The organism is Vibrio gallaecicus, from assembly GCF_024347495.1.
GTDB classification, from domain to species: domain Bacteria; phylum Pseudomonadota; class Gammaproteobacteria; order Enterobacterales; family Vibrionaceae; genus Vibrio; species Vibrio gallaecicus.
In genome coordinates this window covers 673072-699825 of record NZ_AP025491.1, presented here as the reverse complement: position 1 = coordinate 699825, position 26754 = coordinate 673072, and the positions used below count along the sequence as shown (strand labels likewise).

The 26754-nt window shown below is 39.6% G+C and carries 24 protein-coding genes; 8 read left to right on the top strand and 16 right to left on the bottom strand.

Annotated features, from left to right (window positions below):
* Positions 1-152: 152 nt before the first annotated feature.
* From modC to OCU78_RS17500, 4 genes are read right to left on the bottom strand one after another with little or no spacing between them, the layout of a single operon-like run.
* Positions 153-1259, bottom strand: coding sequence for a molybdenum ABC transporter ATP-binding protein ModC (gene modC, locus OCU78_RS17515; protein ID WP_137374270.1), 1107 nt, complete (start codon positions 1257-1259; stop codon positions 153-155).
* Entirely contained in the window at positions 1256-1954 is a 699-nt protein-coding gene (gene modB / locus OCU78_RS17510; protein WP_137374271.1) for a molybdate ABC transporter permease subunit, read from the bottom strand. Before modB ends, modC begins: the two co-directional genes overlap by 4 nt.
* Complete coding sequence (gene modA, locus OCU78_RS17505; RefSeq protein WP_137374272.1) at positions 1951-2724, bottom strand: molybdate ABC transporter substrate-binding protein; 774 nt, start codon at positions 2722-2724, stop codon at positions 1951-1953. Before modA ends, modB begins: the two co-directional genes overlap by 4 nt.
* 3 nt (positions 2725-2727) lie before the next feature.
* Positions 2728-4200, bottom strand: a complete 1473-nt coding sequence (locus OCU78_RS17500) for a cobyric acid synthase (RefSeq protein ID WP_137374273.1) — start codon at positions 4198-4200, stop codon at positions 2728-2730.
* Between the two features lie 174 nt (positions 4201-4374).
* Here OCU78_RS17500 and OCU78_RS17495 point away from each other — a divergent pair, with 174 nt between their 5' ends.
* The 3 genes from OCU78_RS17495 to OCU78_RS17485 all read left to right on the top strand — a co-directional run bounded on the left by OCU78_RS17495 (position 4375) and on the right by OCU78_RS17485 (position 7456).
* Complete coding sequence (locus OCU78_RS17495; protein WP_137374274.1) at positions 4375-4752, top strand: YgiW/YdeI family stress tolerance OB fold protein; 378 nt, start codon at positions 4375-4377, stop codon at positions 4750-4752.
* A gap of 117 nt (positions 4753-4869) precedes the next feature.
* Positions 4870-5406, top strand: coding sequence for a hypothetical protein (locus tag OCU78_RS17490; RefSeq protein ID WP_137374275.1), 537 nt, complete (start codon positions 4870-4872; stop codon positions 5404-5406).
* A gap of 163 nt (positions 5407-5569) precedes the next feature.
* Positions 5570-7456: a methyl-accepting chemotaxis protein gene (locus tag OCU78_RS17485; protein ID WP_137374276.1), complete on the top strand. Its 1887-nt coding sequence runs from the start codon at positions 5570-5572 to the stop codon at positions 7454-7456.
* Between the two features lie 174 nt (positions 7457-7630).
* Here the strand turns inward: OCU78_RS17485 and OCU78_RS17480 are convergent, their stop codons facing one another.
* The 4 genes from OCU78_RS17480 to OCU78_RS17465 form a co-directional block, all read right to left on the bottom strand.
* Entirely contained in the window at positions 7631-9235 is a 1605-nt protein-coding gene (locus OCU78_RS17480; protein WP_137374277.1) for an ABC-F family ATPase, read from the bottom strand.
* A 216-nt stretch (positions 9236-9451) separates the two neighbouring features.
* Positions 9452-10135: an ATP-dependent zinc protease family protein gene (locus OCU78_RS17475; RefSeq protein WP_137374278.1), complete on the bottom strand. Its 684-nt coding sequence runs from the start codon at positions 10133-10135 to the stop codon at positions 9452-9454.
* 11 nt (positions 10136-10146) lie between these two features.
* Positions 10147-11331, bottom strand: a complete 1185-nt coding sequence (locus tag OCU78_RS17470; RefSeq protein ID WP_137374279.1) for an amino acid aminotransferase — start codon at positions 11329-11331, stop codon at positions 10147-10149.
* 188 nt (positions 11332-11519) lie between these two features.
* A complete protein-coding gene (locus OCU78_RS17465; protein WP_137374280.1) occupies positions 11520-12362 on the bottom strand; it encodes an AraC family transcriptional regulator in 843 nt (280 codons plus the stop codon).
* Between the two features lie 95 nt (positions 12363-12457).
* Here OCU78_RS17465 and OCU78_RS17460 point away from each other — a divergent pair, with 95 nt between their 5' ends.
* Positions 12458-13843 (top strand): MATE family efflux transporter, encoded by a 1386-nt coding sequence (locus OCU78_RS17460; protein WP_137374281.1) that lies wholly within the window; start codon positions 12458-12460, stop codon positions 13841-13843.
* Here the strand turns inward: OCU78_RS17460 and OCU78_RS17455 are convergent.
* The 3 genes from OCU78_RS17455 to nrdD form a co-directional block, all read right to left on the bottom strand.
* Positions 13836-14000, bottom strand: coding sequence for a hypothetical protein (locus tag OCU78_RS17455; RefSeq protein ID WP_167494056.1), 165 nt, complete (start codon positions 13998-14000; stop codon positions 13836-13838). The genes OCU78_RS17460 and OCU78_RS17455 overlap by 8 nt on opposite strands.
* 99 nt (positions 14001-14099) lie before the next feature.
* Positions 14100-14570 carry an anaerobic ribonucleoside-triphosphate reductase-activating protein gene (gene nrdG, locus OCU78_RS17450; protein ID WP_137374282.1) on the bottom strand — a complete coding sequence of 157 codons (471 nt, stop codon included), beginning with the start codon at positions 14568-14570 and terminating at the stop codon, positions 14100-14102.
* A gap of 17 nt (positions 14571-14587) precedes the next feature.
* Positions 14588-16708: an anaerobic ribonucleoside-triphosphate reductase gene (gene nrdD, locus OCU78_RS17445; protein ID WP_137374283.1), complete on the bottom strand. Its 2121-nt coding sequence runs from the start codon at positions 16706-16708 to the stop codon at positions 14588-14590.
* Between the two features lie 302 nt (positions 16709-17010).
* On the opposite strand from nrdD, the gene OCU78_RS17440 reads away from it, so the two are divergent.
* Entirely contained in the window at positions 17011-17898 is an 888-nt protein-coding gene (locus OCU78_RS17440; protein WP_137374284.1) for an endonuclease/exonuclease/phosphatase family protein, read from the top strand.
* 12 nt (positions 17899-17910) lie between these two features.
* On the opposite strand, the gene OCU78_RS17435 is transcribed toward OCU78_RS17440, so the two are convergent.
* Both OCU78_RS17435 and OCU78_RS17430 read right to left on the bottom strand, forming a co-directional pair.
* Positions 17911-18339, bottom strand: a complete 429-nt coding sequence (locus OCU78_RS17435; RefSeq protein WP_137374285.1) for a YeeE/YedE family protein — start codon at positions 18337-18339, stop codon at positions 17911-17913.
* Positions 18339-18761, bottom strand: a complete 423-nt coding sequence (locus tag OCU78_RS17430; protein WP_137374286.1) for a YeeE/YedE family protein — start codon at positions 18759-18761, stop codon at positions 18339-18341. Before OCU78_RS17430 ends, OCU78_RS17435 begins: the two co-directional genes overlap by 1 nt.
* 182 nt (positions 18762-18943) lie before the next feature.
* Between OCU78_RS17430 and OCU78_RS17425 the strand changes: the two genes are divergently transcribed.
* Positions 18944-20596: an FAD-dependent oxidoreductase gene (locus OCU78_RS17425; protein ID WP_137374287.1), complete on the top strand. Its 1653-nt coding sequence runs from the start codon at positions 18944-18946 to the stop codon at positions 20594-20596.
* 236 nt (positions 20597-20832) lie between these two features.
* On the opposite strand, the gene OCU78_RS17420 is transcribed toward OCU78_RS17425, so the two are convergent.
* Positions 20833-22065 carry a glycosyltransferase gene (locus OCU78_RS17420; protein WP_137374288.1) on the bottom strand — a complete coding sequence of 411 codons (1233 nt, stop codon included), beginning with the start codon at positions 22063-22065 and terminating at the stop codon, positions 20833-20835.
* Between the two features lie 172 nt (positions 22066-22237).
* Entirely contained in the window at positions 22238-23332 is a 1095-nt protein-coding gene (locus OCU78_RS17415; protein WP_137374377.1) for a ketoacyl-ACP synthase III, read from the bottom strand.
* Positions 23333-23454: 122 nt separating this feature from the next.
* Here OCU78_RS17415 and trxC point away from each other — a divergent pair, with 122 nt between their 5' ends.
* On the top strand, positions 23455-23889 hold the full coding sequence (gene trxC / locus OCU78_RS17410) for a thioredoxin TrxC (protein WP_137374289.1): 435 nt from the start codon (positions 23455-23457) through the stop codon (positions 23887-23889).
* Positions 23890-24048: 159 nt separating this feature from the next.
* On the top strand, positions 24049-25200 hold the full coding sequence (locus tag OCU78_RS17405) for an MFS transporter (protein ID WP_137374290.1): 1152 nt from the start codon (positions 24049-24051) through the stop codon (positions 25198-25200).
* 131 nt (positions 25201-25331) lie between these two features.
* Here the strand turns inward: OCU78_RS17405 and OCU78_RS17400 are convergent, their stop codons facing one another.
* Positions 25332-26747: a PAS domain-containing protein gene (locus OCU78_RS17400; RefSeq protein WP_137374291.1), complete on the bottom strand. Its 1416-nt coding sequence runs from the start codon at positions 26745-26747 to the stop codon at positions 25332-25334.
* Positions 26748-26754 lie beyond the last annotated feature (7 nt).

Genomic DNA, 26754 nt, shown 5'->3' with positions numbered 1-26754 from the left:
GCTTATAGCCCTCTACTTTCGTTTCCATTTCTGTTAAGAGTTAACAATTAATTCTGACAAACCAAAGCCGTTGAATATCGCATTCAGCGGCTTTTTTGTTAATGCTAATATTCACCGCTAGACAACAAAAATAACTCTAAGCCTCTTTTACTCTAATGAGTAACGGCTATATCTCTTTGAGTTACACTCACACCTTTAACTTGAGCGTAGACGCATTGCCCAATGGTGAGATTAAGCTCATCCAAAGCCCATAGTGTGATTGTTGCCCAAAGGTAACAGCCTTCATCAAGCTCTAATTCAACTGACACACTTTGTTTATGAGCGCCTTTCTGCTGGGTTTCTACTCTACATATTACTGCGGGTAAGATATTTCTTATAGAGGTGTTAGAGGGCTTTTCAAGCGTGATAGAAACATCATTCGCTCTGACTTGTAACCTTACTGAAGTGCCGCGCACATTGTCGACCTGTTGAACCCATAAAGACGTCGATTCAGACAACTTAAGTTTGGATAACCCATACTCAGAATTATGCTCAATAACGGTTCCTTCGAATAAGGAACTTTGTTCAGAAAATGATTGCCATGGGCTCATCGTTCTAGAAGACCAAACCGTCTCTGTTGCACCTGAAGATACTACTTTGCCTTGATCAATAATGACAAGGTGATTAGACAATCGAAGGATTTCATTCAAACTATGGGTCACATACAAAATTGGAATATTTACTGTTTCTGCAAGGTTCTCTAGAAACGGCATGACTTCTCTTTTTCTGGGTAAATCTAACGAAGCTAAAGGTTCATCCATTAATAAGATATTTGGTTTAGATAAAAGTGCACGTCCAATGGCGACACGTTGCTTCTCCCCTCCAGAAAGACGCATTGGATACCTACCAAGAATATCTTCGAGTGCAAGTAAATTGACTATTTGATCAAAATGTTCTTTATCAACAGTCTTTATGCCGTATTTAAGATTCGCCTCCACTTTCATATGTGGAAAAAGGCGAGACTCTTGAAAAACATACCCTACATTGCGTTTGTGGATAGGCAAATTAATCGATTTTTCACTATCAAAAACCCTATGCCCTGCAATATCAATTAACCCAGAATCTGGTTTCTTAAGACCGCTAATAACATTGATTAAAGAGGTTTTACCTGCACCAGAACGACCAAATATTGCGGTAATCCCCGTGCTTGGTAGTTCAATATCAATATCAAACTCAGTTTCACCTAGGATTTGTTGATATCTTAAAGTGATAAAGCTCATGATGCCCCTCCAAGTCTTTTTGATGACTTACGAGTTAGCCATTCCGAAAGCAATAATGAGCTCAATGCTATGACTATCGAAATCACGCATAGTCGTGCGGCTTCCAACTCTGATCCTGGAGTCTCAATAAAGGTATACATTGCAAGAGGTATAGTTTGTGTCTCACCTGGAATATTTGAAACAAAACTAATTGTCGCGCCAAATTCACCTAAGCTTCTTGCAAATGACAACATAGTGCCTGTGATTATTCCAGGAAGCATCAGTGGGAGTGTTATGGTAAAAAAGACCTTTAAAGGTGAAGCTCCAAGTGTTGCAGCTGCCTCTTCTAATTTGCTGTCCACGGTTTCCAGACTAAGCCGAATAGAGCGAACCATCAACGGCAAAGCAACGACAATACAAGCGAGGACGGCCCCTTTCCAACTGAAACTAAAGACAATGCCGAAAACATCATAGAGCCACTCTCCAACGACACCTTTCCTTCCCATTACGATCAACAATAAATAACCAATGACGACTGGAGGTAAAACAAGTGGTAAATGAATTAAGCTTTCTAACAAGCTCTTGCCAATAAATTGCTTTTTAGCCATTAACCAAGCAAGTGATATTCCAATGGGAATAAGCCAAAGAATCGCAAAACCAGCGACCTTTAAGCTCAAGAGTAATGCCTGATATTCATATTCAGATAAATACATCATTTAAGCGTTTTAAAACCAAAACTATTTAAGATACTGATTGCTTCAGAACTATTGAGGTAGGCATAAAAGTTTTTAGCCATCTTCGAATTGGATATCTTTGCTACAGGGTAACGGATTGCCGAGTGAGAATCCTGACTGAAGGTAGCTATGATTTGTACTTGATCAGATAAAATCGCATCCGTTTTATATACAACTCCCATTGCCGCTTCACCCCGCTCAACTAGTGCGAGTGCCATCCGTACATTATTTGTTGGAGCAAGACGCCTTTCAACGTCACTCCACACCCTCAAAGACTCTAATGCTTCTTTTGCATAGATACCAGCAGGCACTGACTTAACATTACCTATGGCAAGGCGCTCTCCAAGAAGATTTTTTTTCCACTCATCTTTCGACTGAATATCAAATGACTGGTTCAGGCTTATTTGCGGGTCAAGTGAAGAATCATTGGGGGCGATTAGTACTAGTTCGTTCTCACATAAACTTGTGACATTGTCACTCAGTACAATACTGCTATCGATTAAATAATCCATCCATGCTTCATTTGCAGAGATAAAAATATCAGCAGGCGCCCCTCTTTCAATTTGGCGAACTAAAGATGAAGTACTGGCGTAAACCGGAGTAATGTCTACCGGATGCTTCTTCTGAAAACCTTCTATTAAAGCATTCGTTGCATTTGTCATTGATGACGCGGCGTAAATTCTAAGCTTTTCACCTGCGAACGCTGTCGTGGACAACAGCAAGCTAAACAGAAAGACGCAAAACGTTTTCATCGTCTATTTCCTTTCGAAGTTTAGTTCAGGCCACAATAAGGATAAATCCATATATTTTTCGATCGCATCGGCAATTCGATTGATCCCTATCTCTTTTAATTCTTGATGGTCTATTTCAGCAATATCTTTTGCACCAGCCCACTCGCAAATTAAATTGAGTGCTTCACTGCTATCAAAGAGACCATGCAAATAAGTACCAAAGATCTGGTTGCATTGGCTAACCGCTCCGTCAGGTGTGCCTGAATTGAGCATTACCGGAGACTCCATTTTAACCTGCGTTAATCCTACATGAATTTCATAGCCATCGACTGTTTGGGTATTACCATTTAACGTCAAAGTACCCGAACTTTTTGTTAATGTTTTTTGTTGTGTTAATACGGTATCAATATCTAAATAACCTAAGCCTGAACTACTCCCCGGCGCCCCTTCAACACCATCTGGATCATCAATTATATTCCCAAGTATTTGATATCCTCCGCAGATGCCTATCACTTTTCCACCTAAGCGAATATGCCTTTGTATATCTTTGTCCCAACCTTGGCTTTTAAGATATTCAAGATCAGCTCTCACTGACTTAGTTCCAGGAATTATAATCAAATCGGCATTGTTTAAAGGTTCACCCTTGCCCACATAACGAAGATTAATATCAGGGTTAAGGCGTAAAGTATCAAAGTCAGTATGGTTACTGATGCGTGTTAACACGGGAACAACCACATTTAATTTTATATGGCTTCCAGATACTTGCTCAGAAGTAATAGCATCCTCAGCTTCCAAATTAAAACCATGCAGATAAGGAAGTACACCAATAACAGGTTTGCCGGTCTTATCTTCTAGCCAATCTAAACCTGACTGAAGAAGTGCTATATCACCTCTAAAGCGATTAATAACAAAGCCTTTCACTCTATTTTGTTCAGACTCAGATAAGAGCTCTAATGTGCCATACAAATGTGCAAATACACCGCCTCTATCAATATCCGCAACTATGATTACAGGTACATCTGCCTCTTCAGCAAATCCCATATTGGCGATGTCATTTTCTCGAAGGTTAATTTCAGCGGGGCTGCCGGCTCCTTCAATCATCACACTTTCAAAATCATCAGTTAAACGTTTGAATGAATCCATTACGGTATTCATGGCTACCTTTTTGTAATCATGGTAACCCGTTGCTTCCATATTACTTAAGGCTTTGCCTTGTAGAATCACTTGTGCCCCAGTGTCTGAGTTTGGCTTTAACAAGACAGGGTTCATATGAACGGTTGGCTCGACATTACACGCTTGTGCTTGAACCGCTTGTGCTCGACCTATTTCACCACCATCTGATGTTACCGCACTATTTAGTGCCATGTTTTGTGGTTTGAAAGGGGCGACTTTTATCCCTCTCCTTGCTAAAACGCGGCATAAGCCTGCCACTAGAACACTTTTTCCGGCATCTGATGTTGTCCCTTGAACCATAAGGGCGTCGAGAGGTGTGAGCATTGATCTGAATTCCTTACAAACTGAACCTCTATCTTACCGCCATATCATGTAGTTGCTCAATAAAATGAATGGAAAATGAATGTCTTACTCACTCTAGATTCAATCTGAGTGTTGTTTAATAGCTCCATCGAAACAAAACGTTTCATTAAACGAACAAACAAAATAGGATTTATTATGAAAAAGACAATTATTGCTATCGCTTCAACTATCATTCTTGCACCTACTCTTGCTTTCGCAGGTGTTGAGCATGACCGTAATGATTCAAATAATGTTACCTATACAGGTCCTGTAGAAGCTATATCTATTGAGTCATTACTGGCTGATACCGGTATGTTCACCGAAAAAGATGCGGTTGTTGACGGGAAGATAGTTCGCCAAATTAATAAAGACACTTTCGTATTTTCTGACGGAAGCAGTGAAATACAAATTGAACTGGATGATGACATTCAATTGCTTCAACCGTTAACAGCAGATACAAGTATTAGAATATTTGGTGAATACGAAGGTGGTAAGACACCTGAGATTGAAGTAGATCATATCCAAGTTCTTTAGTGGGAGTATGAATTACTGATTTAATTCATCTATTTATTTGTACTCTTTAAAATATGGTCTGCATTTTGCAGACCTTTTTGTATTATAATGCAAACAATTATATTTTTTGGAGTTCCCATGTTTGGCATAACTAACAAACAGTTGCTAATTGGATTAGCTGTATTGAGTTCATTTTCGGTCTCGGCAAATAATTTTAACTACAACGCCTTTGAAGTTCGCATGGGGGCTAGCCCAAGTACATTTGGCGGTGAATTTACCACTTACTTTACTGAAAATACGCATTTTATAGGTCGTTTTGATAGTGGGTTTGATGGAGATTGGGATCTTGCGGGTGGTATAGGGTTTAATGGTCCTGCCGGTCAGTTTGCTGATGTGTATGGTCAAATGCTGCTTCATAACATCAAGTATGACTCAGACAGTAGTAAAGACGATGCTTTTAAAACAGAGATTAACCTAGGTGTTAGAGCTTGGTTAATGGCTGGTGTAGAAGTTAATGCTCGCCTAGGTCAATTGATAGATAACGATGGCACAAACTCGGTAGTTGGTTTTGGCGGTCGATTCCATTCAACAGATCAACTTTCACTTGGTCTCGACTTTCGTAACAACGGTACTTATGGTCACCAAATCTTAATGTCAGCTAAGTTTGGGTTTTAGTATCAACTCTTAGGCTTACATGAAAATGCACTAAAGAGCTTAGCTCTCGATTGCATAAGGTACTCATATTATTAGCAAGGTTTCATAAATAGCTTTACCAGCGTATAGCGTACTGGTAATCTCGCAAAAAAACCTTGCTGATTAATATGGAGTACCATTAAAAATGAGTCTTAACAGCATATCGATTAAAAATAAACTGACGCTAATTTTTGTCGTCATTATTTTTACAATGACCATGATTCAAACTTATATTACGGGTAAACAACTACTTAACGAGACATACCGCTCTATTCAGCAATATGCTGATACGCTCACTTCATCAAATGTTGCCGGTATTGAAAAGTGGATTGAAGGTCGTATTAACGTCGTTAATGCCGCCAAAGATGCATTCAAATACTCTGACGATCCAACGAGTTACTTCACTCAAAGTACCAATGCTGGTCAATTTCAAATCGCTTATGCCGGATTATCTGATGGTCGATTCTTACAAGGTGTCGATCTTCCTGTACCTGCAGGCTATGACCCAAGAACTCGCTCCTGGTATAAAGAAACAATGGCTCAAGGTAAAACTGTTGTCACTGAACCTTATATTGATGTGGCAACCAATGATCTTGTCGTAACTATTTCTTCTCCTTTTAATACAAATGGATTCTCTGGTGTTATCGGTGCCGACTTAAACCTAAACCAATTGGTTGATGACATTGTAAGCATTGAACAACCAGGGGTTTATGCTTTCTTGGTGGACGGTAATGGCAATATTGTTGCGCATAAAAACCGAAACCTAACTCTACAGTCAGTTTCAAATATCTCGAATAACCTCAATGCACATAAAATTAAATCGATGTCCTTGAATAGTTCATTCGAAGAAACGGTTATTGATAACTCGGAAGCATTCTTATCTGTTCAGAAAGTACCTCATACCGACTGGTACTTCACTGTGGTCATTGATAAAACGAAGTCTTTTGCTTCTTATCGTTCCCTGCTACGCCAGTCAGCTATTTTTGGTTTGATACAACTTGCTGTAATCGCATTTGTCGCTATGTTTGTGATTAAAAAAGCTTTGTCTCCTCTCACAACGCTTAGTTCTGCGATGGAAGCACTTTCTAAGGGAGATGGTGATTTAACTCAACGCATTACTGTTAACAGTAAAGATGAAATCGGCACGCTAGCGACTCACGTCAATGCATTTATAGCAAAGCTGCAAGAAATCGTTCGTGACATTGCTGACTCATCAACAAAGCTAAATCAGCAGTCGGAAGTGAGTACCAATGTTGCACGCAAAACAAGTGAAGGTCTATCTGTACAACTGCATGAAATTTCTCAAATTGCTACTGCAGTTCATGAGATGTCTGCTACTGCAGAAGAAGTAGCAAACAATGCTCAAATGACAGCTGATTCCGCGATTAGCTCTACAGAAAACTGTGAGCAAGGTAAACAAGTTATTATCAGAAACCAAGATTCAATTACCAATCTGGCTGAACAAGTTGAGAATGCGTCTGGAATTATCCAAGAGCTTGAAAAGAATGCTCTCGATATCAATACCATTCTCTCCACGATTTCAGACATTGCAGAGCAAACCAACCTTCTTGCACTTAATGCAGCAATTGAGGCTGCACGAGCTGGCGAACAAGGCCGCGGTTTCGCTGTTGTTGCTGATGAAGTTCGTGTTCTTTCACAACGCACGCACAGTTCAACTGATGAAATTCGTGAAATGATCGAAACACTGCAAAAGAACAGTGTTAACGCTGTCGAATCAATGCAGCGTAGCCAAGATTTAGCTCAATCAAGTGTAGATGACGCAAATAATGCAACAACAGCACTGGAAGAGATTGCGACGTCTATACAGCAAATTTCAGATATGGCATCACACATATCGAATGCTGCAAGTGAACAGCGAACTGTGACTGGGGAAGTAAGTAAGAATATCCAACTTGTTAATGATGTGTCTGATAACATGTCAAATGAGGCTGATAATTCACGTCACTTGTCAGAAGAACTTCGTGGGATTGCCCAACAATTAAATACACAAGTGCAGCTGTTTAAATACTAATAGTTAACAGGTATTCCAGTTTTGACTTATAAAATAGGCTTTCGATTGAATATAGATTAAGTCAAACAAACAGTTACACTGCTACTTGTTAGCCTACAAAAAAGCCCCAAACGTAATTACGTTTGGGGCTTTTTATCAATACTCAAAAGTATTTGATTAAAGACAGTGACTTAATTAAGAGGTTGCCAATACTTTTATTTGGTGCGCCAAGTACTCATCATAAGTCCCTTGGAAATTAACCAACTGCTTATCTTTTACATCAATAATTTGTGTTGCTAACGATGAAACAAACTTACGGTCATGGCTGACAAAAATCAATGTACCAGTATAAACCTTCAAAGCATCATTAAGTGCTTCAATCGCTTCCATATCCATGTGGTTTGTTGGCTCATCCATTACTAGAACGTTGATATCTTGCATCATCAACTTTCCGAATAAAAGACGATTCTTTTCGCCACCAGAACAGTTCTTTGCTTTCTTATTCGCATCATCAGCGGTGAATAACAAGCGACCTAAAATACCTCTAACCATTAAGTCATCGTGTTTAACTGTACGCCATTGAGAAATCCAATCAAAAATACTTAAATCGTTATCAAAATCTGCAGTGCTATCTTGGGGGCAATAGCCAACCGATGCATTTTCAGACCATTTAACAGTACCTTTGTTTTGCTCTAGTTCTTCTACTAAGCAACGCAAGAATGTCGTTTTACCCACTCCATTCTCACCAATAACAGCAAGACGAGTCCCTGCTTCTAATAATAAGTTACCACCTTCAAAAAGCACTTCACCATCAAAACCATGACCTAGCTCTGTTAACTCAAGAGCTTGTCGGTGAAGTTTTTTACCTTCACCAAAATCAATTGATGGGCTCATACGGCTTGAAGACTTTACTTCATCCAGTGAGATTTTATCCATTTTCTTAGCACGAGAACTTGCTTGCTTTGCCTTTGATGCATTTGCACCAAAACGGTTTACGAAATCTTGAAGCTCATTAATCTCAGCTGCTTTCTTTGCATTGCTTGCTAGGAGTTGATCACGAATCAATCCTGATGCTTCTAGGAAGTACTCATAGTTACCTGGGTAAACACGCAATTCACCATAATCAATATCAGCCATGTGCGTACAAACAGAATTAAGGAAGTGTCTATCATGCGAAATGATGATCATTGTACATTTACGCTGGTTCAGCTCTTCTGCTAACCAGTTAATCGTATGTATATCCAAGTTGTTTGTTGGTTCATCAAGTAACAGGATATCAGGGTTAGCGAATAAAGCTTGTGCAAGAAGTACTCTTAACTTCCAGCCAGGTGCGACTTGCTGCATCAAACCAAAATGAAGTTCTTCTTCAATACCAGCTTGTATAAGAATATCACCAGCACGGCTTTCCGCTGTATAGCCGTCCATTTCAGCAAATTCACTTTCAAGCTCTGCTACTTTCATTCCATCTTCTTCACTCATTTCTGGTAAAGAATAAATACGCTCACGTTCTTGTTTTACTTCCCAGAGCTTCTTATCTCCCATAATCACAACATCAATTACGCTGTATTTTTCAAACGCAAATTGATCTTGGCTTAATACGCCCAGTTTTTCCCCAGGGGTTATAGAAACATTACCAGAGCTTGGAGCAAGAACACCACTTAGGATCTTCATAAAAGTCGATTTACCGCAACCGTTAGCACCGATTAAGCCATAGCGGTTACCGTTACCAAACTTAGCTGAAATGTTTTCAAACAAAGGTTCAGCGCCAAATTGCATTGTGATGTTCGCAGTAGAGATCAAAAAATTATGTCCTAGGAGAGTACTTGTCTGTTATTTCTAGCTTTAACACCAAATAAAACATGGATAAGTAACAATTAATGGGGAAATTGAGGCGCGAATTATACAGAGATCAGGATCACATTGTCGAGGCTAAATACTAAGCTTACCTACAATAAACAGAAAGCCCATCGAATTGAGTTTCAATGGGCTTTAAATAAATGCTGTAAAGATTAGTATTTACTTGGTAATTTTATCTTGAACATATTTCTGTCCAACATCAACTACCGCTACGTCTCTAAAGAAACTACGTCCCATTAATAATGGGTAAGTAAGATGAGTTCGATCTGCTAGAGTAAATTCGGTTTTCTCTTTTAGATCACCAATTTGAATCCATGTTGAAATAACCGCACGCTTTTGCGATTCATCAGCACTTGATTGCTTAATCTTAACCCAGCGCTCTACAGGGAGACTAATTTCAGCAGTCTTGATTCCATCGTGTTCAATCTTGAATTTAACCCAATCTTTTCCATCTCTTTCAAACGGAACTATATCAACCGCACTTACAGAAGATGTTGTAGCACCGGTATCGATACGTGCTTTTAAAGTTTCTTTTAAGCCCGGAACAAATACCCACTCTTCTTCACCAAGAATCAGTTTGCCATCAGCAGTCTTTTTCAATTTTTCAACAACCGGTGGCTTCACTTCTTTCTTTGGTTCTTCAACTGGTTTAGCTTCTGCTTCTTTGTCTTCAGTTTTCTTAACGTTCTCTTTAACAGCTGATTCGGTCTCTGTGACTTTGTTATCGACCGGTTGTTCGATTTGTGGTTTTTGATCAGGCTCTGCAGGTACTTGATTAGTTGTAGTGCAAGCAACAAGACCACCACTTAACATCAGAGTAATGATTACTTTCCAGTTGTACATTTATCCACCATTTATTTAGATACACTTGCAATAGCGTTTGCAACATAAGGAATATGCGATTCAGAAAGACCAGCTATGTTGATTCGACCATCACCAACACCATAAATGCCATATTCTTCACGTAGCTGCAGCATTTGCGATTCATTAAAGCCTAGTACAGTAAACATACCTTTATGGCCTTCAATAAAATCAAAGTGTGACGTGTTATGAATATTTCGCAATTCCAGACATAAAGATTGTCTTAAATTTAACAAACGCTGCTGCATTTCACTTAACTCTGTCTTCCAAATCGTTGTTAGCTCTTGATTTTGAAGAATAGTTTTGACTAGAGCAGCACCATGATCTGGCGGCATAGTGTAAGTTGAGCGTGCCAAGGTAAGTAACTTCCCTTTTGCATTACCTACATGCTCACTATTTTTACCAATAACAATTGCAGCCCCTGTTCTTTCTCTGTACAAACCAAAGTTTTTAGAACATGAAGTGGTGATCAGCATTTCTTCTACGTTATTCGCCATAAATTGAAGACCTTTAGCGTCTTCTTCTAGGCCATCGCCGAAGCCTTGGTAAGCAATATCAACGAAAGGTAAGAAACCGTTCTTTTGAGAGAGTGATGTAATTTCTTGCCAAGCCGAAAAATCAATGTCTGCGCCTGTTGGGTTATGGCAGCAGCCGTGCAGTAAGACCACATCCTTAGGTCCTGCTTTTGATAGTTCGTCAAGCATACGAGCGGTATCGACCTGTTTTGTTTCTGGGCTAAAGTAAGAATAATGTTTTACTTTCAAACCTGCAGCTTCCATCACCGGTTTATGGTTCACGTAGCTTGGGTTAGATATCCAGATAGTAGTATCAGGCTGAGCGACTTTTAATAAATCTCCTAGCATGCGTAAAGCACCACTTGCACCAGGAGTTTGTATAGCCGCGACCCTATCCATTGCAGAGGTCCCTTTCAGGAGTAAATCAACCATACTTTGGTTAAATTCTTCACACCCAGCAAGGCCGACATAAGCTTTGGTTTTTTGTGTTTCAACAACAATATCTTGCGCCATTGAAACAGCTTTCATTATTGGTGTTTCACCTTGGTTATTTCGGTAAACGCCAATGCCGAGATCGACCTTATCAGCACGAGTATCGCCGCGATAAGCAACAGAGAGGGAAAGAATTGGATCTAAAGTTGGTTTTGGAAGTTGTGCGAACATGAAAGTCACAGCCCTTTGAAATTCAAGTAATAGTTTCAAGTTAACATTATCGTAGCAAAATCAAAAACGTTTTTTATTAGAAGCGTTTACTCGGTTTCATTTAGGTTAAATTAGCGTCATAAATGGCGTATTTTAATTTTACGCATGTTCTTTTTAGTCTCTATAACTGACGATATTTACCGGAACTCTTAAGCTGGAGCGCTCTTCTTAAATTGCCTTGGAGTCATGCCTGACCAAGCTTTAAACCTTGTGCTGAAGTTTGCAGCATTCGGGTAGCCAACAATTTCTCCAATGTGTTGAATGGACCAATCACTCGACCTCAACAACCTTGCACCATATTCCATTCTCATTCTCATGATATGTTCCATTGGGCTATGAGAATGATATTGCTGGCACAACCGGTGAAAATGAGGTTCTGAGCAAGGAAACAAGCTGGCAAGTTCTTTTACATTCCATTCTTTATGTAACTGTTTTTGCACATTATCAAATACACGTCTTAATCTGATTGAATTTCTCGATTGTTCTTGGGGTATTGGAGCATTAATAATGGCTTCAATTTGAGCAACGCTGTGAATGGCAATTTTGCCACCTAGGTTGATGGGTAGAGAAATACTCCGTAGCAAAGTGTGAATGCAGGATGCGATAACTTCGGCAGCAGGCGTTAATGAATAAGTTACTTCACTTCCGATGACGTTGTTCCATTTTTTGTCTGCTGATAAAAAGACCCACGCGATTTGCCATGTTTCTTCCTCAATTCCGAATCCGTTCTCTACATAAGCTGGTACGCTGATACAAGACCCTGGTTCTAATATGTATCGACACGCCCCGCTTTCTAGCCAGCCTTTTCCTCTAACTGTAAATAGCAGCATGTGCTTTTGTTGATTCTTACGATAAACCGAGAAAAAATCACGACATGTTGCGGTCCCACACTGAACAATACCTAATTCTTGAAACGCGAGGACATGGCTTTGGTCCACAAATTCTTGATGAGTACTTTCTGAAATTTCATACTTTTCTTGCTTGTCATTCATTTTGATAGTTTGGCAAAAGTTTATGATTAGTTAAGAAAATACACTCTCAACAAATCTCTATACACTTTTTCCCTATTAGGAAAAGGAGATTTGCGATGCTCAATACATATAATCATTTAGACAAAGAATTCTGGCAAAAGATAATCAAGATAGGTTTGCCTGTTTCACTGCAATCCATGCTGTTTTCTTTACTAGGTGTTGTCGACATTTTCATGGTTAACCAACTTGGGGATGCTGCTACCGCTGCTGTTGGTGTTGGGAATCGTATTTTTTTCTTTAACATGATCATGGTAGTTGGAATCAGTGGCGCAGTTAGCATACTAGCTTCGCAATATTTTGGTGCCGGTGATTTTAATGGCATTAGAAGAACATTAGTTCAGTCTTGGGCTTTTTCTTTACTTGCTGTTACCCCTTTTATCGCGTTGTACTTGTTGGCTCCTGAATCAGTAGTGTCTGTGGTGGCCTCAGATCCTGATTATATATTCATGGCAAAGGATTACCTTTGGATAACAGGAGCCAGCATTTTAGCTACAGCGTTAGTTGTTCCACTTGAATGCGCTCTTCGCTCTGTCGGAAATGCAAAGTTACCAACACAAATTAGTATTATGGCGATTGGAGTAAACGTTGTATTAAACGCTCTACTCATTTTCGGTATGTTTGGCTTCCCCGAATTAGGCGTCGTTGGCGCTGCAATAGGCACAACAATTTCCAGATTCATACAAACTATTGTTTTATTCACTCTTGCTAAAAAACATCATGCAAATATCTTCCCTACCCGTAAAAGTTACACTGAAGCTGTACTTCCTGAGTACCGTAAGAAGTATTTATCTGTCGCTATTCCAATGATGGTTCATGACACCGCATGGGCTGGCGGATTAATTGTATACAACATAATAGTTGGGCAGATGGGAGTCGGTGAACTGGCGATAATCTCCCTATTATCACCTGTCGAAAGTGTATTGATTTCTGCTTTCATGGGGTTTGCAGTTGCGGCGTCAATTATATTAGGCAATGAGATTGGGGCAAAAAACTATAATAGAGTTGAGAATACGGCTTGGGGGTATGTATTAGCTAGCTGTTCACTTGCTATTTTACTCGCCGTATCTTGTTTCTTAGCAAAACCACTGATTGTGTACGCGATTGACCTTACTCATCTAGAGTTTAAAGATACTGCTGTAAATGTATGCTTAGTTATGATCTTCGGCATGATCTTTAGAGTATTTAATATGGTTGGTATTGGAGGAGTGATGAAAAGTGGCGGTGATATTAATTACAGCATTTTTATCGACCTTTTCGGTCAGTGGGCAATTGGAATACCACTCGCGTACATAACTGCAATTGTATATGGATGGTCGTTAGAATGGGTATTACTGATTGTAATCATAGAGGAGGTGGTAAAAATCGGTTTAACTACTCAGAGAATTAATTCCAAAAAATGGATTAATAACCTCATTGAAGAACCGACACCACTTGCTACTTAGATACTGAAGATACTGAAGATACTGAAGATACTGAAGATACTGAAGATACTGAAGATACTGAAGATACTGAAGATACTGAAGATACTGAAGATACTGAAGATACTGAAGATACTGGCAAGCATAGGTTTGAATAATAAAAGTCTATTACCTGAATCAAACAGTAATACAAGTATTAAGTAGACAGGAAATTAAAGAACTCACACCCAAGGGCTTCATTTGCGGCGAATACCAACGATAAAGCCCTTTTTTAATGGGTTTACAAATCAGTAAATCGATGAATGATTTGATTTGCACTACCACGCCATTCTAAGCTTGGATCAGCTTCATCCTGTATGAATTTACCATCAATAAGTGTATCGACAAGATCAACCAATTCTCGTTGCTCATCAGTAAGCTCATCAAGCGTATATCCAGACCACAACCAGATATCTTTCCCGGGGCACTCTTCTTTCACACGTTTTACTAATGTAAGCACTTCACTCACATTAGCAGGATGTAGCGGGTCTCCACCAGAAAGAGAAAGCCCTCTTCGTTTAATTCTCGTGTCATTCAAATCAGATATAATGTGATCTTGAAGATCTTGCGTAAACAAGTGACCGGAATCAAGCCTCTGAGTCGATTGATTGTAACAACCTCGACATTGGTGAACGCAACCAGAAACAAACAATGTACAGCGTGTTCCTGGTCCATTTACCACATCAATTGGGTGATATTGATGGTAATTCATATATATCTACAGACCGTTTATAAATGTTTTACGCGGCGTTTAACTTCTTCTTGCTTACCGAAGTTAAATGGTCTTGCATCTGGGCTACCTAAATAGCCACAAACACGACGTGTCACTGACACTTTAGTTGAGTCATGATTACCACATTTAGGGCAAGTAAAGCCTTTACTTGTACAATCAAATTCACCGTTATAGCCACATTCATAACATTCATCTATTGGCGTATTAGTACCGTAGTAAGGAACGCGTGTGTAGCTGTAATCCCAAACATTTTCTAAAGCTTCAATGTTCTTTTGCATATTCGGGAATTCGCCATAGCAAATAAAGCCACCACTAGAAATTTGTGGGTACGGCATTTCGAAATCAATCTTGTCGTACGGGTTTACTTTCTTTTGCACATCTAAGTGGAAGCTGTTGGTGTAATAACCTCTGTCAGTTACCCCTTCAATGATTCCAAACTCTTTTGTATCGATGCTACAGAAACGACTACATAAATTTTCACTTGGTGTGCCGTATAAGCTAAACGCATAACCCGTTTCTTGAGTCCATGATTCAACCACTTTCTTCATGTATTCAACAATTTCTAACGCTTTATTTCGTTGCTCTACGTCATCATATAAATGTGAATCAGTACCGAATAAAGCCGTCATCGCTTCATGAATACCGATATAGCCAAGTGATACCGAAGCACGACCGTTTTTGAAAATATCTGCGATTGAATCATCCGCTTTTAAACGAACACCACATGCGCCTTCCATATATAGGATTGGGGCAACTCTGGCTTTCACGTTTTCTAAACGGCTAATACGGGTCTCTAGTGCTCGACGTGCTAAGTGCAGTTTTTCATCAAGCAATGTATAGAAGTCATCAATATTGCCCTTTGCGTTAATCGCAATACGTGGCAAGTTAAGGCTAACAACACCTAAGTTGTTACGACCTTCATGAATCAGTTCGCCATTTTCTTCGTATGTATTCAAGAAACTACGGCAACCCATAGGCGTTTTAAATGACCCTGTCACTTCTACTACTTTGTCGTAGTTCAAGATGTCTGGATACATACGCTTAGAAGCACACTCTAGAGCCAGTTGCTTGATGTCGTAGTTAGGATCTTGCTTCTGATGGTTTAAGCCATCTTTAATTGCGAACACAAGTTTAGGGAAAACCGCTGTCTTACGGTTCTTGCCAAGACCAGCAATTCGATTCTTCAAGATAGACTCTTGAATCAGCTTTGAGCCCCAACTTTCACCTAAACCAAAGCCAAACGTGACAAATGGCGTTTGTCCATTAGCGGTGTGCAATGTATTTACTTCATACTCTAATGACTGGAATGCGTCGTAACATTCTTTTTCAGTACGAGCGATAGCAAATGCTTCAGGGCTATGAATATCCCACTCTTTTGCTAATGAAAGGTGCTTTTCGTAGCTTGCCATTACATAAGGTTCAAGAACCTCATCGATACGGTTAATCGTTGTGCCGCCGTAAATATGGCTAGCAACTTGTGCAATGATTTGTGCGGTTACCGCTGTTGCCGTTGAAATTGATTTTGGTGTATCAATTTCCGCATTACCCATTTTAAAGCCATGCGTTAACATGCCCTTTAAATCAATCAACATACAGTTGAACATTGGGAAAAACGGTGCGTAATCTAGATCATGGTAATGAATATCACCACTTTCGTGAGCTTGAACTATATCTCGTGGCAAAATGTGTGTTTTTGCATAATGTTTAGCCACAATACCCGCAAGTAAGTCACGTTGAGTAGGAATTACCTTGCCATCTTTATTTGCATTTTCATTGATTAAATCAACGTTACTTTCTTCGATCAAACCTTCTATTTCACGAGTCAAAGCACTTTGCTTTTCACGTGCAATGTCGCGGTCGTGTCGGTATTCAATGTATGAACGAGCAAGTGACTTATATGGACCTTGCATAAGTTCATTTTCGACGATGGTTTGAATTTCTGAAATATGAACTTCATCGTACTCTTCAAGCTTTAATTCAACAGCTAATGCTACATTCAACGCATAAATAGCGATATCTTGGCTTACTTTGTCAGCAGCGGCTTCTACAGCAGCTTGAATACGATCTCTGCTAAACGGCGCTCTTGAGCCATCACGTTTGATTACGATTGATTTCACCACGTCTCCTTACTCAGAGTGCATTCACAGGGTTATCCACAGACACACTATATAGAGCTATTTATTATTGAACTAACACAATATGTTGTGGCGTATTTAACGAGAACCGTCGACTTTGAGCATTGATCTAGATCAAGGATAGTCACAAGCTGACTAATAACAATTCGATCTTGTCGCATGACTTCTCAGTTGAAAAGAAACAATGTAATTGATGAAAAAAAACTTAAAAGAGTTGAATTTTCTGTAGGTGTTGTAGGATAAAGGCTAAATATCAATTACTAACTCTATTATGGTCAAATCGCATGACACAACTAAATAAATGGCTTGCACTTTTTTGCTTTTTTAGCATTCCAGCATTTGCTTCACCATTGACCATCACAACGTGGAATATTGAGTGGCTAACCACAAAAACCACTAATGAATTGAACATTCCTCAACGGACATTTACAGATGAAAACAAGCTTTCTGATTACTTCAATAAATTGAATTCGGATATTATCGCTTTCCAAGAAGTAGACAGTATTGAAGCTCTAAGCCGAATATCCGGCAATAAGTTCGATTTACTCTTATCAGACCGTGCTATTCCCGCGAACAGACGTCATCAATTCAGTAACGTAAACCAGTACACTGGTTTTGCGATTCGAAAAGGGCTTTCTATTACAGACTATGAAGACTTCCCGCTAGAGAGTAATAGTAAGCTAAGATTTGCGAGTTATATATCTGTCGATATAGAAGAAAACGAAGTGCATCTCTTATCAATTCATTTGAAAGCAGGCTGCAGTGGTGCCTATAGAAGGAATAAGAATTGCCAGCGTTTAAAAGCTCAAGGTGAAAGATTAAATCAGTGGATTAGGGCTAGAGAGGAAAATAATGATGCTTATATCATTCTAGGTGACTTCAACCATAACTTAGCTTACCCCAATGATTGGCTATGGGGTATTTTAACCGATAACACCACTGCAACCCTAGCGACAAAGAATACTCAGGCTAAGTGTAAAATTCGCTCAAATAGACATAAAGGCAAAATCCACCAGTTTCGTTCTGTTATAGATCATATTGTGGTGAGTGACTCACTGAGCTTTCAACCTGCAGAACAGAATCTTTTTAAGACTCAAGATGTACTAGATTTTCAACTAAGTGACCATTGCCCAGTGAGCAGTGTTGTGCAATTAGTCACTCCAAATCGTTAATCTCGATTTTGATTATTTACTTTGCAAAGGCACAGCAGCTTTCATTCCAATGAGCATTGTAATACTAAATAAAATTACACTTGTTGCCCCGCCACCTAAACTGGTCACCGCAGGGCCGGGACAAAAACCCGCTAACCCCCAGCCAATCCCAAACAGTGCAGATCCACCAACTAGTTTTTTATCTATTACTTGATTAGTTGTTATTTTGAAACCTTCACCATTAACTGCCTGTTTGCGTTTCTTAATAACCAGATGGTACATGGGAGTAAATACTGCTAGCGCACCCCCCATTACAAATGCAAGGCTTGGATTCCAATCCCCTGTTATATCTAGGAAACCAAGAACGTTAATCGGATCAACCATTCCAGATATCACCATACCACTACCAAATAGAACTCCAGACACTAAACCAATAACAGATTTATACATTGATTCATTCATTATATGACTCCTGTAACTTTAGTGACTAGTACAGTCAGCGCAGCAAAAGCCATGAATGTTAAGGTTGCAGCAATTGAACGTTTAGAAAACCTTGCTAAGCCAACAATCCCGTGGCCACTCGTGCATCCATTCGAAATTTTGGTCCCAAACCCGACAAGTAGCCCTGCGATAGCCACAATAAATAGATTACTGTTATCGATTACTGGCAGTTCAACTCCGAATGGTTGCAAGATAAATACGCTGACAATCATTCCAACGATAAAAGTCATTCGCCAACCAGACTCGCCTTTGACTGGCTTCAATAACCCACTGACAATGCCGCTAATTCCTGCGACACGCCCTATAAACAGCAATAAAATAGTGGCGGATACACCAAGTAACATACCTCCAACTAGTGCATGCCAAGGAATTGTATGAATCATATTTACCTCTGCTTCATTTTTAATATTATTACGGAGCAATCAACCATAAATTAGATATTACTAATAAATGTAAATTAGTCAATCCTAATTTAGGTGTAATTAAATAAAACTAACATTAGACTTTTCTAATGTTAGTTTTTATAGTGTGGCTAAAGACAAGTACTAACCCATTGGAGATTCAAATGACCAAGATTGTGATTGTTGGTGGCGTAGCCGGCGGAGCATCAGCAGCAGCCAGAGCAAGAAGACTAAGCGAAGATGCTGAAATTATAATGTTCGAGCGTGGTGAATTTGTATCATTTGCTAACTGTGGTCTTCCTTACCATATTGGTGGTGACATCAAAGACCGAAGTAAATTGTTACTGCAAACACCTCAAAGCTTCTTGGCTCGCTTCAATGTTGATGTGCGTGTGTTGAATGAAGTTGTCAGTATCAATCGTGCTAACAAAACTGTCACTGTAAGAAACCTTCTCGATCAAACTGAATACCAAGAAAGTTATGACTTTTTGCTATTAAGCCCTGGTGCGAGCCCTATTACACCAAACATCAGTGGTATTAATAACCCGCTCACTCATACACTTCGTAATATTCCTGATATGGATAAAATATTAAGAAGTTTGAACACCAACAAACCGCAACATGCGACCGTTGTGGGCGGTGGTTTTATCGGTTTAGAAATGGTTGAGGCATTCCACCAGCTCGGTATTTCCACTTCATTAATCGAAATGTTTGATCAAGTCATGACTCCAGTAGATAGAGAAATGGCAGGCTTCGTACATAGTGAAATTAAAGAAAAAGGCATTGATCTTCGCTTAAACAGTGCTCTTGAAGCAGTCGAGTTCGATAATTCAAGCCAGAATCTTACATTAAGCCTGAGTAGCGGTAAGCAGATTTCAACGGGTATGTTAATTATGGCGATTGGTGTTCGACCAGAAACCTCTCTCGCGAAAGAAGCAGGTCTAACCATTGGTTCATTGGGCGGAATTCAAACCAATGATCAATTACAAACCAGTGATCCGTCAATCTATGCCGTTGGTGACGCCATAGAAGAAAAAGACTTTGTTACAAAGCAACCAACCTTAGTCCCTTTAGCGGGTCCTGCCAATCGCCAAGGTCGAATGGCAGCAGACAATATATTTGGAAGAAACGAAAGTTATCAAGGCACACAAGGTACTGCGATTTGTAAGGTATTTGATTTAGCTGTTGCTTCAACAGGTAAAAATGAAAAGCAACTTATACAAAGCCGTTCTAATTATGAAAAAGTCTATGTACATACTGCAAGCCATGCCAGTTACTATCCGGGAGCTGAAACAGTATCGTTAAAAATTCTGTTCCACCCAACTTCAGGCGTACTTTTGGGGGCACAGGCAGTTGGAAAAGATGGCATCGATAAACGAATAGATGTATTAGCTGTGGCTCAACGTGCAGGTATGACTGTAGAGCAACTACAGCACCTTGAACTGACTTACGCGCCACCTTATGGAAGTGCTAAGGATGTAATTAACCAAGCGGCATTTGTTGCTAGCAATATTATTAAAGGTGATGCGACGCCTATCCACTATCACCAAATTGATCAACTGTCTGAAAACCAATTGCTGCTTGATGTGCGTAACCCTAACGAGTTATCTAATGGTAATTTCCTTGAAGGCGCCGTTAATATCCCTGTAGACCAACTTCGTGAGCGAATAACTGAACTCCCTAAAGACAAAGAGATCATCATTTATTGCCAAGTTGGGTTACGTGGTAACGTAGCTTATCGTCAACTAGTGAATAATGGCTATAAAGCTCGTAATTTGATTGGTGGTTTCCGTACATATCAATTTTCTAGATCTTAAGCACATATAGTCATTAACCATAATAAGAACCTATATTAAGAATCTGTAAGCTCTCTTTAAGAGAACATGGCTTCTAGATGAAAGTTACTAGACGAAATGTAGCTAAGTAATTGCTGATATAAGTAACGTAGAGAAATAAAAATCCCATTAGCTGAAAGGCTGATGGGCTTTATTTTTTATACTAGCTAAACAGTCGCTAGCAATGCTCTGGATTTAACTTATCAATAGAGATAGGTCTATTTGTGCTTGTTCTTTTCATTAATCCATTGAGACATATACTTTGTACTGGTCATTGTATGGTGCTTTAGCATTGATCCGACAAAGTTGTTTAACCGATGCGATTCTAAGGTTGCTTCTAAGCGTGTCAATTCTTCAATTAAAGCATTACCTAAAGCATTTTGCTCATAACATGCTTCTAGTAAACCATGGCACTGGCACTGCGCAGCTAACCACTTATCTTTATTGGTATACAATTCAACCGCAGCCGAAACAAAGTCGTCATAATCATTTTCAACTGCACCTGGCCAAACCGAATCAGGATTAGGTAGCATTCCCTCACTACCAATTTCACTTGTAATACTTGGGGTTTGCACCTTCATCGCATCTAATAGTTTGCCTTTTATCCCAGCTCCAAAGCGTAATGGTGCTAAGCAAATACGAGATTGCTCTACGACTTCCTCTGCATCTTTAGCCCATCCCTTAATATGGAAGCCAGTTTTGGGATTATGCAGTGCAGTTGCCTTTGGTGGCGGATACGAGCCGTAAATGTGTAACTCAGCTTCTGGTAGTTGTTTTTTTATCTTTGGCCAGATTTGTTGAAGTTGCAAAACCGCATCCCAATTTGGGGCATGCCTAAAGTTGCCAATCGTCATAAAGTGCTGACGCTCTTCAAAACTGAGGGTACTTTTAGGCAATGTATCAAGGTCGACCATAAATGGCAGATGGTAGATCAATGATGGATCAACCTTAAATTCATCAACCAATAACTTCATTTCATGGCTTGATATGATCAACGAAAGATCGCATCGAAGTATTGCAGCGATTTCTCGCTTCGCCAAATCACCAAAGAGATCAACTTTAGTCAGCTCTCTATCCGCCTTTACAGCCTGATGACGGGCATTTCGTAAACATTGTAAGTCTTCAGTATCCAACAGCTTTAACGCAGTCGGACATGATCTTTCTACACGCCAACCAAATTGCTCTTCCATCATGAACCGATCAAACATGACGATATCTGGTTGTAACTCGCTAATGTACTCGTCAAAACTGTCGCAATTAAGCTCAATTGCCTTGCTTGTAATACCTTCAGCACTAAGATCTATCATGTGCTCTGTTTCTTGAGAAGGCGTAGCAAATTCAACTTCCCAACCTTGACGTTTAAATAAACGTAACAGTGACAGCATATGGCTGCCCGCAGCTGAAGAGTTCGGTTCAGGCCAAACATAGCCAATTGCTAATACTTTTTTCACGTAGCTTCCTATCAGAAAAGCAAAAGGGACTGTATGTAGTCCCTTAATTAAAGTTTATATGTACGATGTTAAACTAGATGTAACCTTCATGCTCGATATGCATCCTTCTTACTCAAAGCGATAGTTTTTCCAGAAACAATGTTTTGACCTAAGAAAGTTCAAGAATGAATGATTACTTAACCTCGTTTGGGCGCTCTTTACAGTGTAAAATTGCATTTTCTAGTAGCTCTAGAGCCGTTTGATTTAATTCAGGTAAGCTTGCATCTGAGCTGCCAATAGCAGTGACTCTTTCACCCCATTTTATATGACCAGCGCCCCACGTTAAACCTGCACCAAAAGCCGCGACAAGGAGATTTGAATTTGGTTTTACAACGCCCTGCTCTAGTGACTCACATAAAGCGATAGGCACAGTAGCAGCAGATGTATTACCGTATTTATGAATATTCACAAATGCTTTATCGCGTTCGATCCCTGCCATATCACACAGAGTTTGAATAATGCGAATGTTTGCTTGATGAGGAATAACCACATCAATATTATCAGTAGACAAACCGGTACGGCTCAGAACAGTATGAGCAGCCGCTCCCATCCCTTTTACTGCACGTTTGAAAATCTCTTTACCGACAAAGTCAAAGTCCCAATACCCATTGTCAGCAGCAAATCGATCCATAGATGTACCAAACTTTGGTACCGCAAGAATGTCACGACCTTCTGCATCACAACCAATCTGAGCATGCTGTAAACCCACTTGGCTTTCTGTACGAGACAATACAACCGCCCCTGCTCCATCACCAAATAGCACGGCAGTATCACGTTTAGTCCAATCAATGAAGAAAGACAGTCTTTCTGCGCCAATCACGATGGCATTACGGTAGTTACCTGACTGAATCAATCGAGTCGCCGTTTCCAATCCATAGATAAAGCCAGTACAAGCTGCATTTAAATCAAAGGCAGCAGCCCCTTTAATGCCAAGGTTTTGTTGTACTTTAGATGCGGTGTTAGGGATCAGAGAATCAGGACTGCAAGTCGCAATAATGATCAAATCGATATCTTCGGCTGTTAGACCAGCACATGCCATTGCATGCTTTGCTGCCACAGTTGCAAGCTCAGAAGTATTCACATGGCTAATGCGACGATTTTCGATACCTGTTCGAGTTTTTATCCACTCATCTGAAGTGTCAATAAAAGTGCTTAGGTCATCGTTTGAAAGTACAGCTGGTGGCAAGCATTTCCCCCAGCCTGTAATTTCAGCATAATAATTTGTCATCATTTACCTATTTATTGTTTGTTTTTATTTAAGTATCGTAAGGCTGTTTGAAACAGTATAAACATTTCGTACCACTGCCGTAAATCGGGCATTCTACGAACTGATAATAAAAAGAGAAAGTTATGTCTACATTTAATACTCGTTGCCCTTCTTGCCAAGGTGTCAACCGCGTTCCATCAGAAAGAATCACAGAAAGCCCAACCTGTGGAAAATGCAAAAGTTCACTACTAGACGGCTCACCAGTCGAAGGTACGGTTTTAAACCTACCCGCGATTTTAAACAGTTCTCAACCTGTTGTTATCGACTTTTGGGCGACATGGTGTAATCCATGTGTTGGTTTTGCACCAGTATTCAGTGATGTGGCAACTGAACGTGCAGGCTCTGTCCGATTCGTTAAGATTGATACTGAAGCTCAGCAACAACTTGCCGCGCAATATCAAATTCGCAGTATACCAACCGTTATGGTATTCAAGAATGGTAAACGTGTTGATAGCATTAATGGCGCACTACCTAAATCACAGTTTGATCAATGGCTTAATCAAGCTTTAGCTAAATAAGAATCTAAAATTATCTCATTTTAAAATAGATAATTTTACACCACAGTGGCGATAAACTTTCTTTATCGTCACGACTATTTTTATTCGTTTTACCCATCTCACTTTCTCCTCCATAGTCGCGGAAAATTCATCTTCCACACGACCTTGGAGACTCCTGCATTGGAAAACACTCAACCTATCGCTCGTATAACAGTTCCTGTTATTGCGCTGTCACTTTACGCTATTGCTTCTGGCTACTTAATGAGTTCACTTTCATTAATGCTGTCTGACTATGGGCTAGAAAGTACGCTATCGAGTTGGTTAGCGAGTGCATTTTATGCAGGCTTACTGGTTGGTACTCTTATTATCGAACGTGTTGTTGCTCATTACGGGCATCGTAATGCTTTCGTACTTTGCTTATCAGTATTCATTGGTACCGTACTTATACTTCCGTTAATACCTATTAGCCAAGTTTGGCTAGTCGCACGTTTTGTTGCTGGTATTGCCGTTGCGGGTATTTTTGTTGTCGTTGAGTCTTGGTTGATGAGCGGTGAAGAATCGCAACGAGCAAAACGCTTAGCAATTTACATGTGCTCTCTATATGGCGGCTCTGCACTGGGTCAATTGGGTATTGGTGTATTAGGCGTTATAGGCGGTGTACCTTTTATTGCTATTTTCACACTCTTATTCAGTGCTGTTATCGTATTACTGTTTGGCAATGTTGCTGCACCAGCATCAAGCCACTCGCAAAGTTTGTCTTTCAAACAAATCACGAATTTAAGTCACAGCGCTTTAATTGGATGCATTGTTTCAGGGCTTACTCTTGGCGCAATTTATGGCTTGATGCCTGTTGAGCTTTCAAACCGTAATATTAGCCACGATGACATTGGCGGCTTAATGGCATTGATTATTATGGGTGGAATGGCTGTACAACCGATTGTCACTTGGTTATCTCGAATGATTGGTCAAGTATTGCTGATGGCTTTGTTCTGCCTGTTAGGTGTAGCAAGCATTGCATTAATCACCTTAAGCCAAGATTTTTACGTGATGGCGAGCAGTTTGTTCATTTTAGGCATGGCAACTTTTGCTTTGTACCCAATTGCAATCAACTTAGGTTGCCGAAACATGGATGCGAGCTACTTGGTATCGGTCACTCAAATTATGCTGTTTTGCTACAGTATTGGTTCTGTGGCTGGTCCTATTATCGCAGACAGCTTCATGGGTTCACAATCGGGGTTATTTACTTATCTGTTTGCTTCATTACTAGCAACGACAATCTATATGTTTATTGCTAGCCTTAAAGGCTCACACCTACAAATTGCTGGTGAGTAAAGTAGAACGAGAACCAGTCAGTAAAAGTATTGATTGAACGGCGTGTTTAACTCACTCATGTTTTACTTAGTTCATGTTTTTACAGCCCGATGTTTTTAAAAGAAATAAGGAGAGCCAACGCTCTCCTTTTTTTATGACATGTACTTATCAAGTGGAATGATGTCTTTAATTCTTATCACAACCACTGTCGATGAACTTCCATCAATACTTTCAAATTCACTATCTGAGTTTAAAATATTGATCGGCTGAACAATAACATCGGCAGGATAAACAAACGTCTTACTAATAATATTTACCAATTCGGCTTCACATTGAATCCGTTCTTTATAGACGTTGCTCGTATATAACCAAGTCGCCACGTCTGGACTTTCATGATTAATATTACTCGTAAACAGCTCTAGTGGCTGACCAAACAAAATACTTTCGCACACATTAAACCATTGCCTCGCGGCTGGATTGGCATAACAAATCTTACCTTCAATATCGACGGTGATAATAATATCTCCAATCGCATCAACCAATACTTGGCTAAATTGATTCTGCCGAGACATATTAAAATACACCTTCTTAAAACGATGATGGATCAGTTTCAGCTCTTCCGGCAATTCATGCGATGACGTTTTATCTACTCGTGCCTCATTGTATGTCCCTTCATCGGTTACATAATCAATGAGTTTTGCCATAGGGGTAATAACCTTAGTTGAAAAACCAAGCCAAAGTACAAACGTAATCAAAGGAACAGTGAGTGCAACACCAAAAAGTAAGTACCTAGGGTCAAAATGTTGATAAGGCTTTAGAGCAAAGGTAATAACAAAGTTTGCGGGCTGAACACGTCCGTCTGGCAATGTAATTTTATATTCCGCATCGAATGAATGTTCACCATTTGTTATACGGTACAAATCCACTTTAAAACCATGAGAATAACTAATTTGAGTTAATCTCATTCCTGCAGATGTGTAGTGAAAGTTGAATTCACGACCGATCTTCTCACTTAACTCTCTTAGTAGCTCAGAATTCACCTCTCGAAGCATAGTAACCAAGCCAGTAGGTCTTACGGAGGATTCTCCGACAATAGGGACACTTACAAACATAAAAATTCGACCATCGATAAAGTCTATGCCAAGATTTTTCACTGGAGTAAAAACCATTTGCGTATGAGGTTCATGTAACCTCTTTAGCCCGTTAATTGAGCTTGTTTTACTTTTTGTGTTTGTATAAACAAACTGTCCAATGGTGTTTTGAATAATTAAGGTAGAAAACTGGTCACTTTTCTGTATTTCATTATCAATAGAAACGGGGTTTTTATTGATATGATTTACCTGTATAAATTCAGAAATAACTGCATTTTTTGCAAGTTCTTCCGTCGCCAAATTTAGATCTTTAAATTCATCAGAAAAATGGGTAACGGCTAGATTTTTGTAATCTTCGACTAAATTTTCTTGCCAAAAGTTTCGTTCGATATTTAACGAAAACGCACCAACAAGACATGCAATCAAAGTAGCAAAAAAGCAATTGATGGCGACTGCTGCTTTTAGCAATCGCTTCATAGAAGAT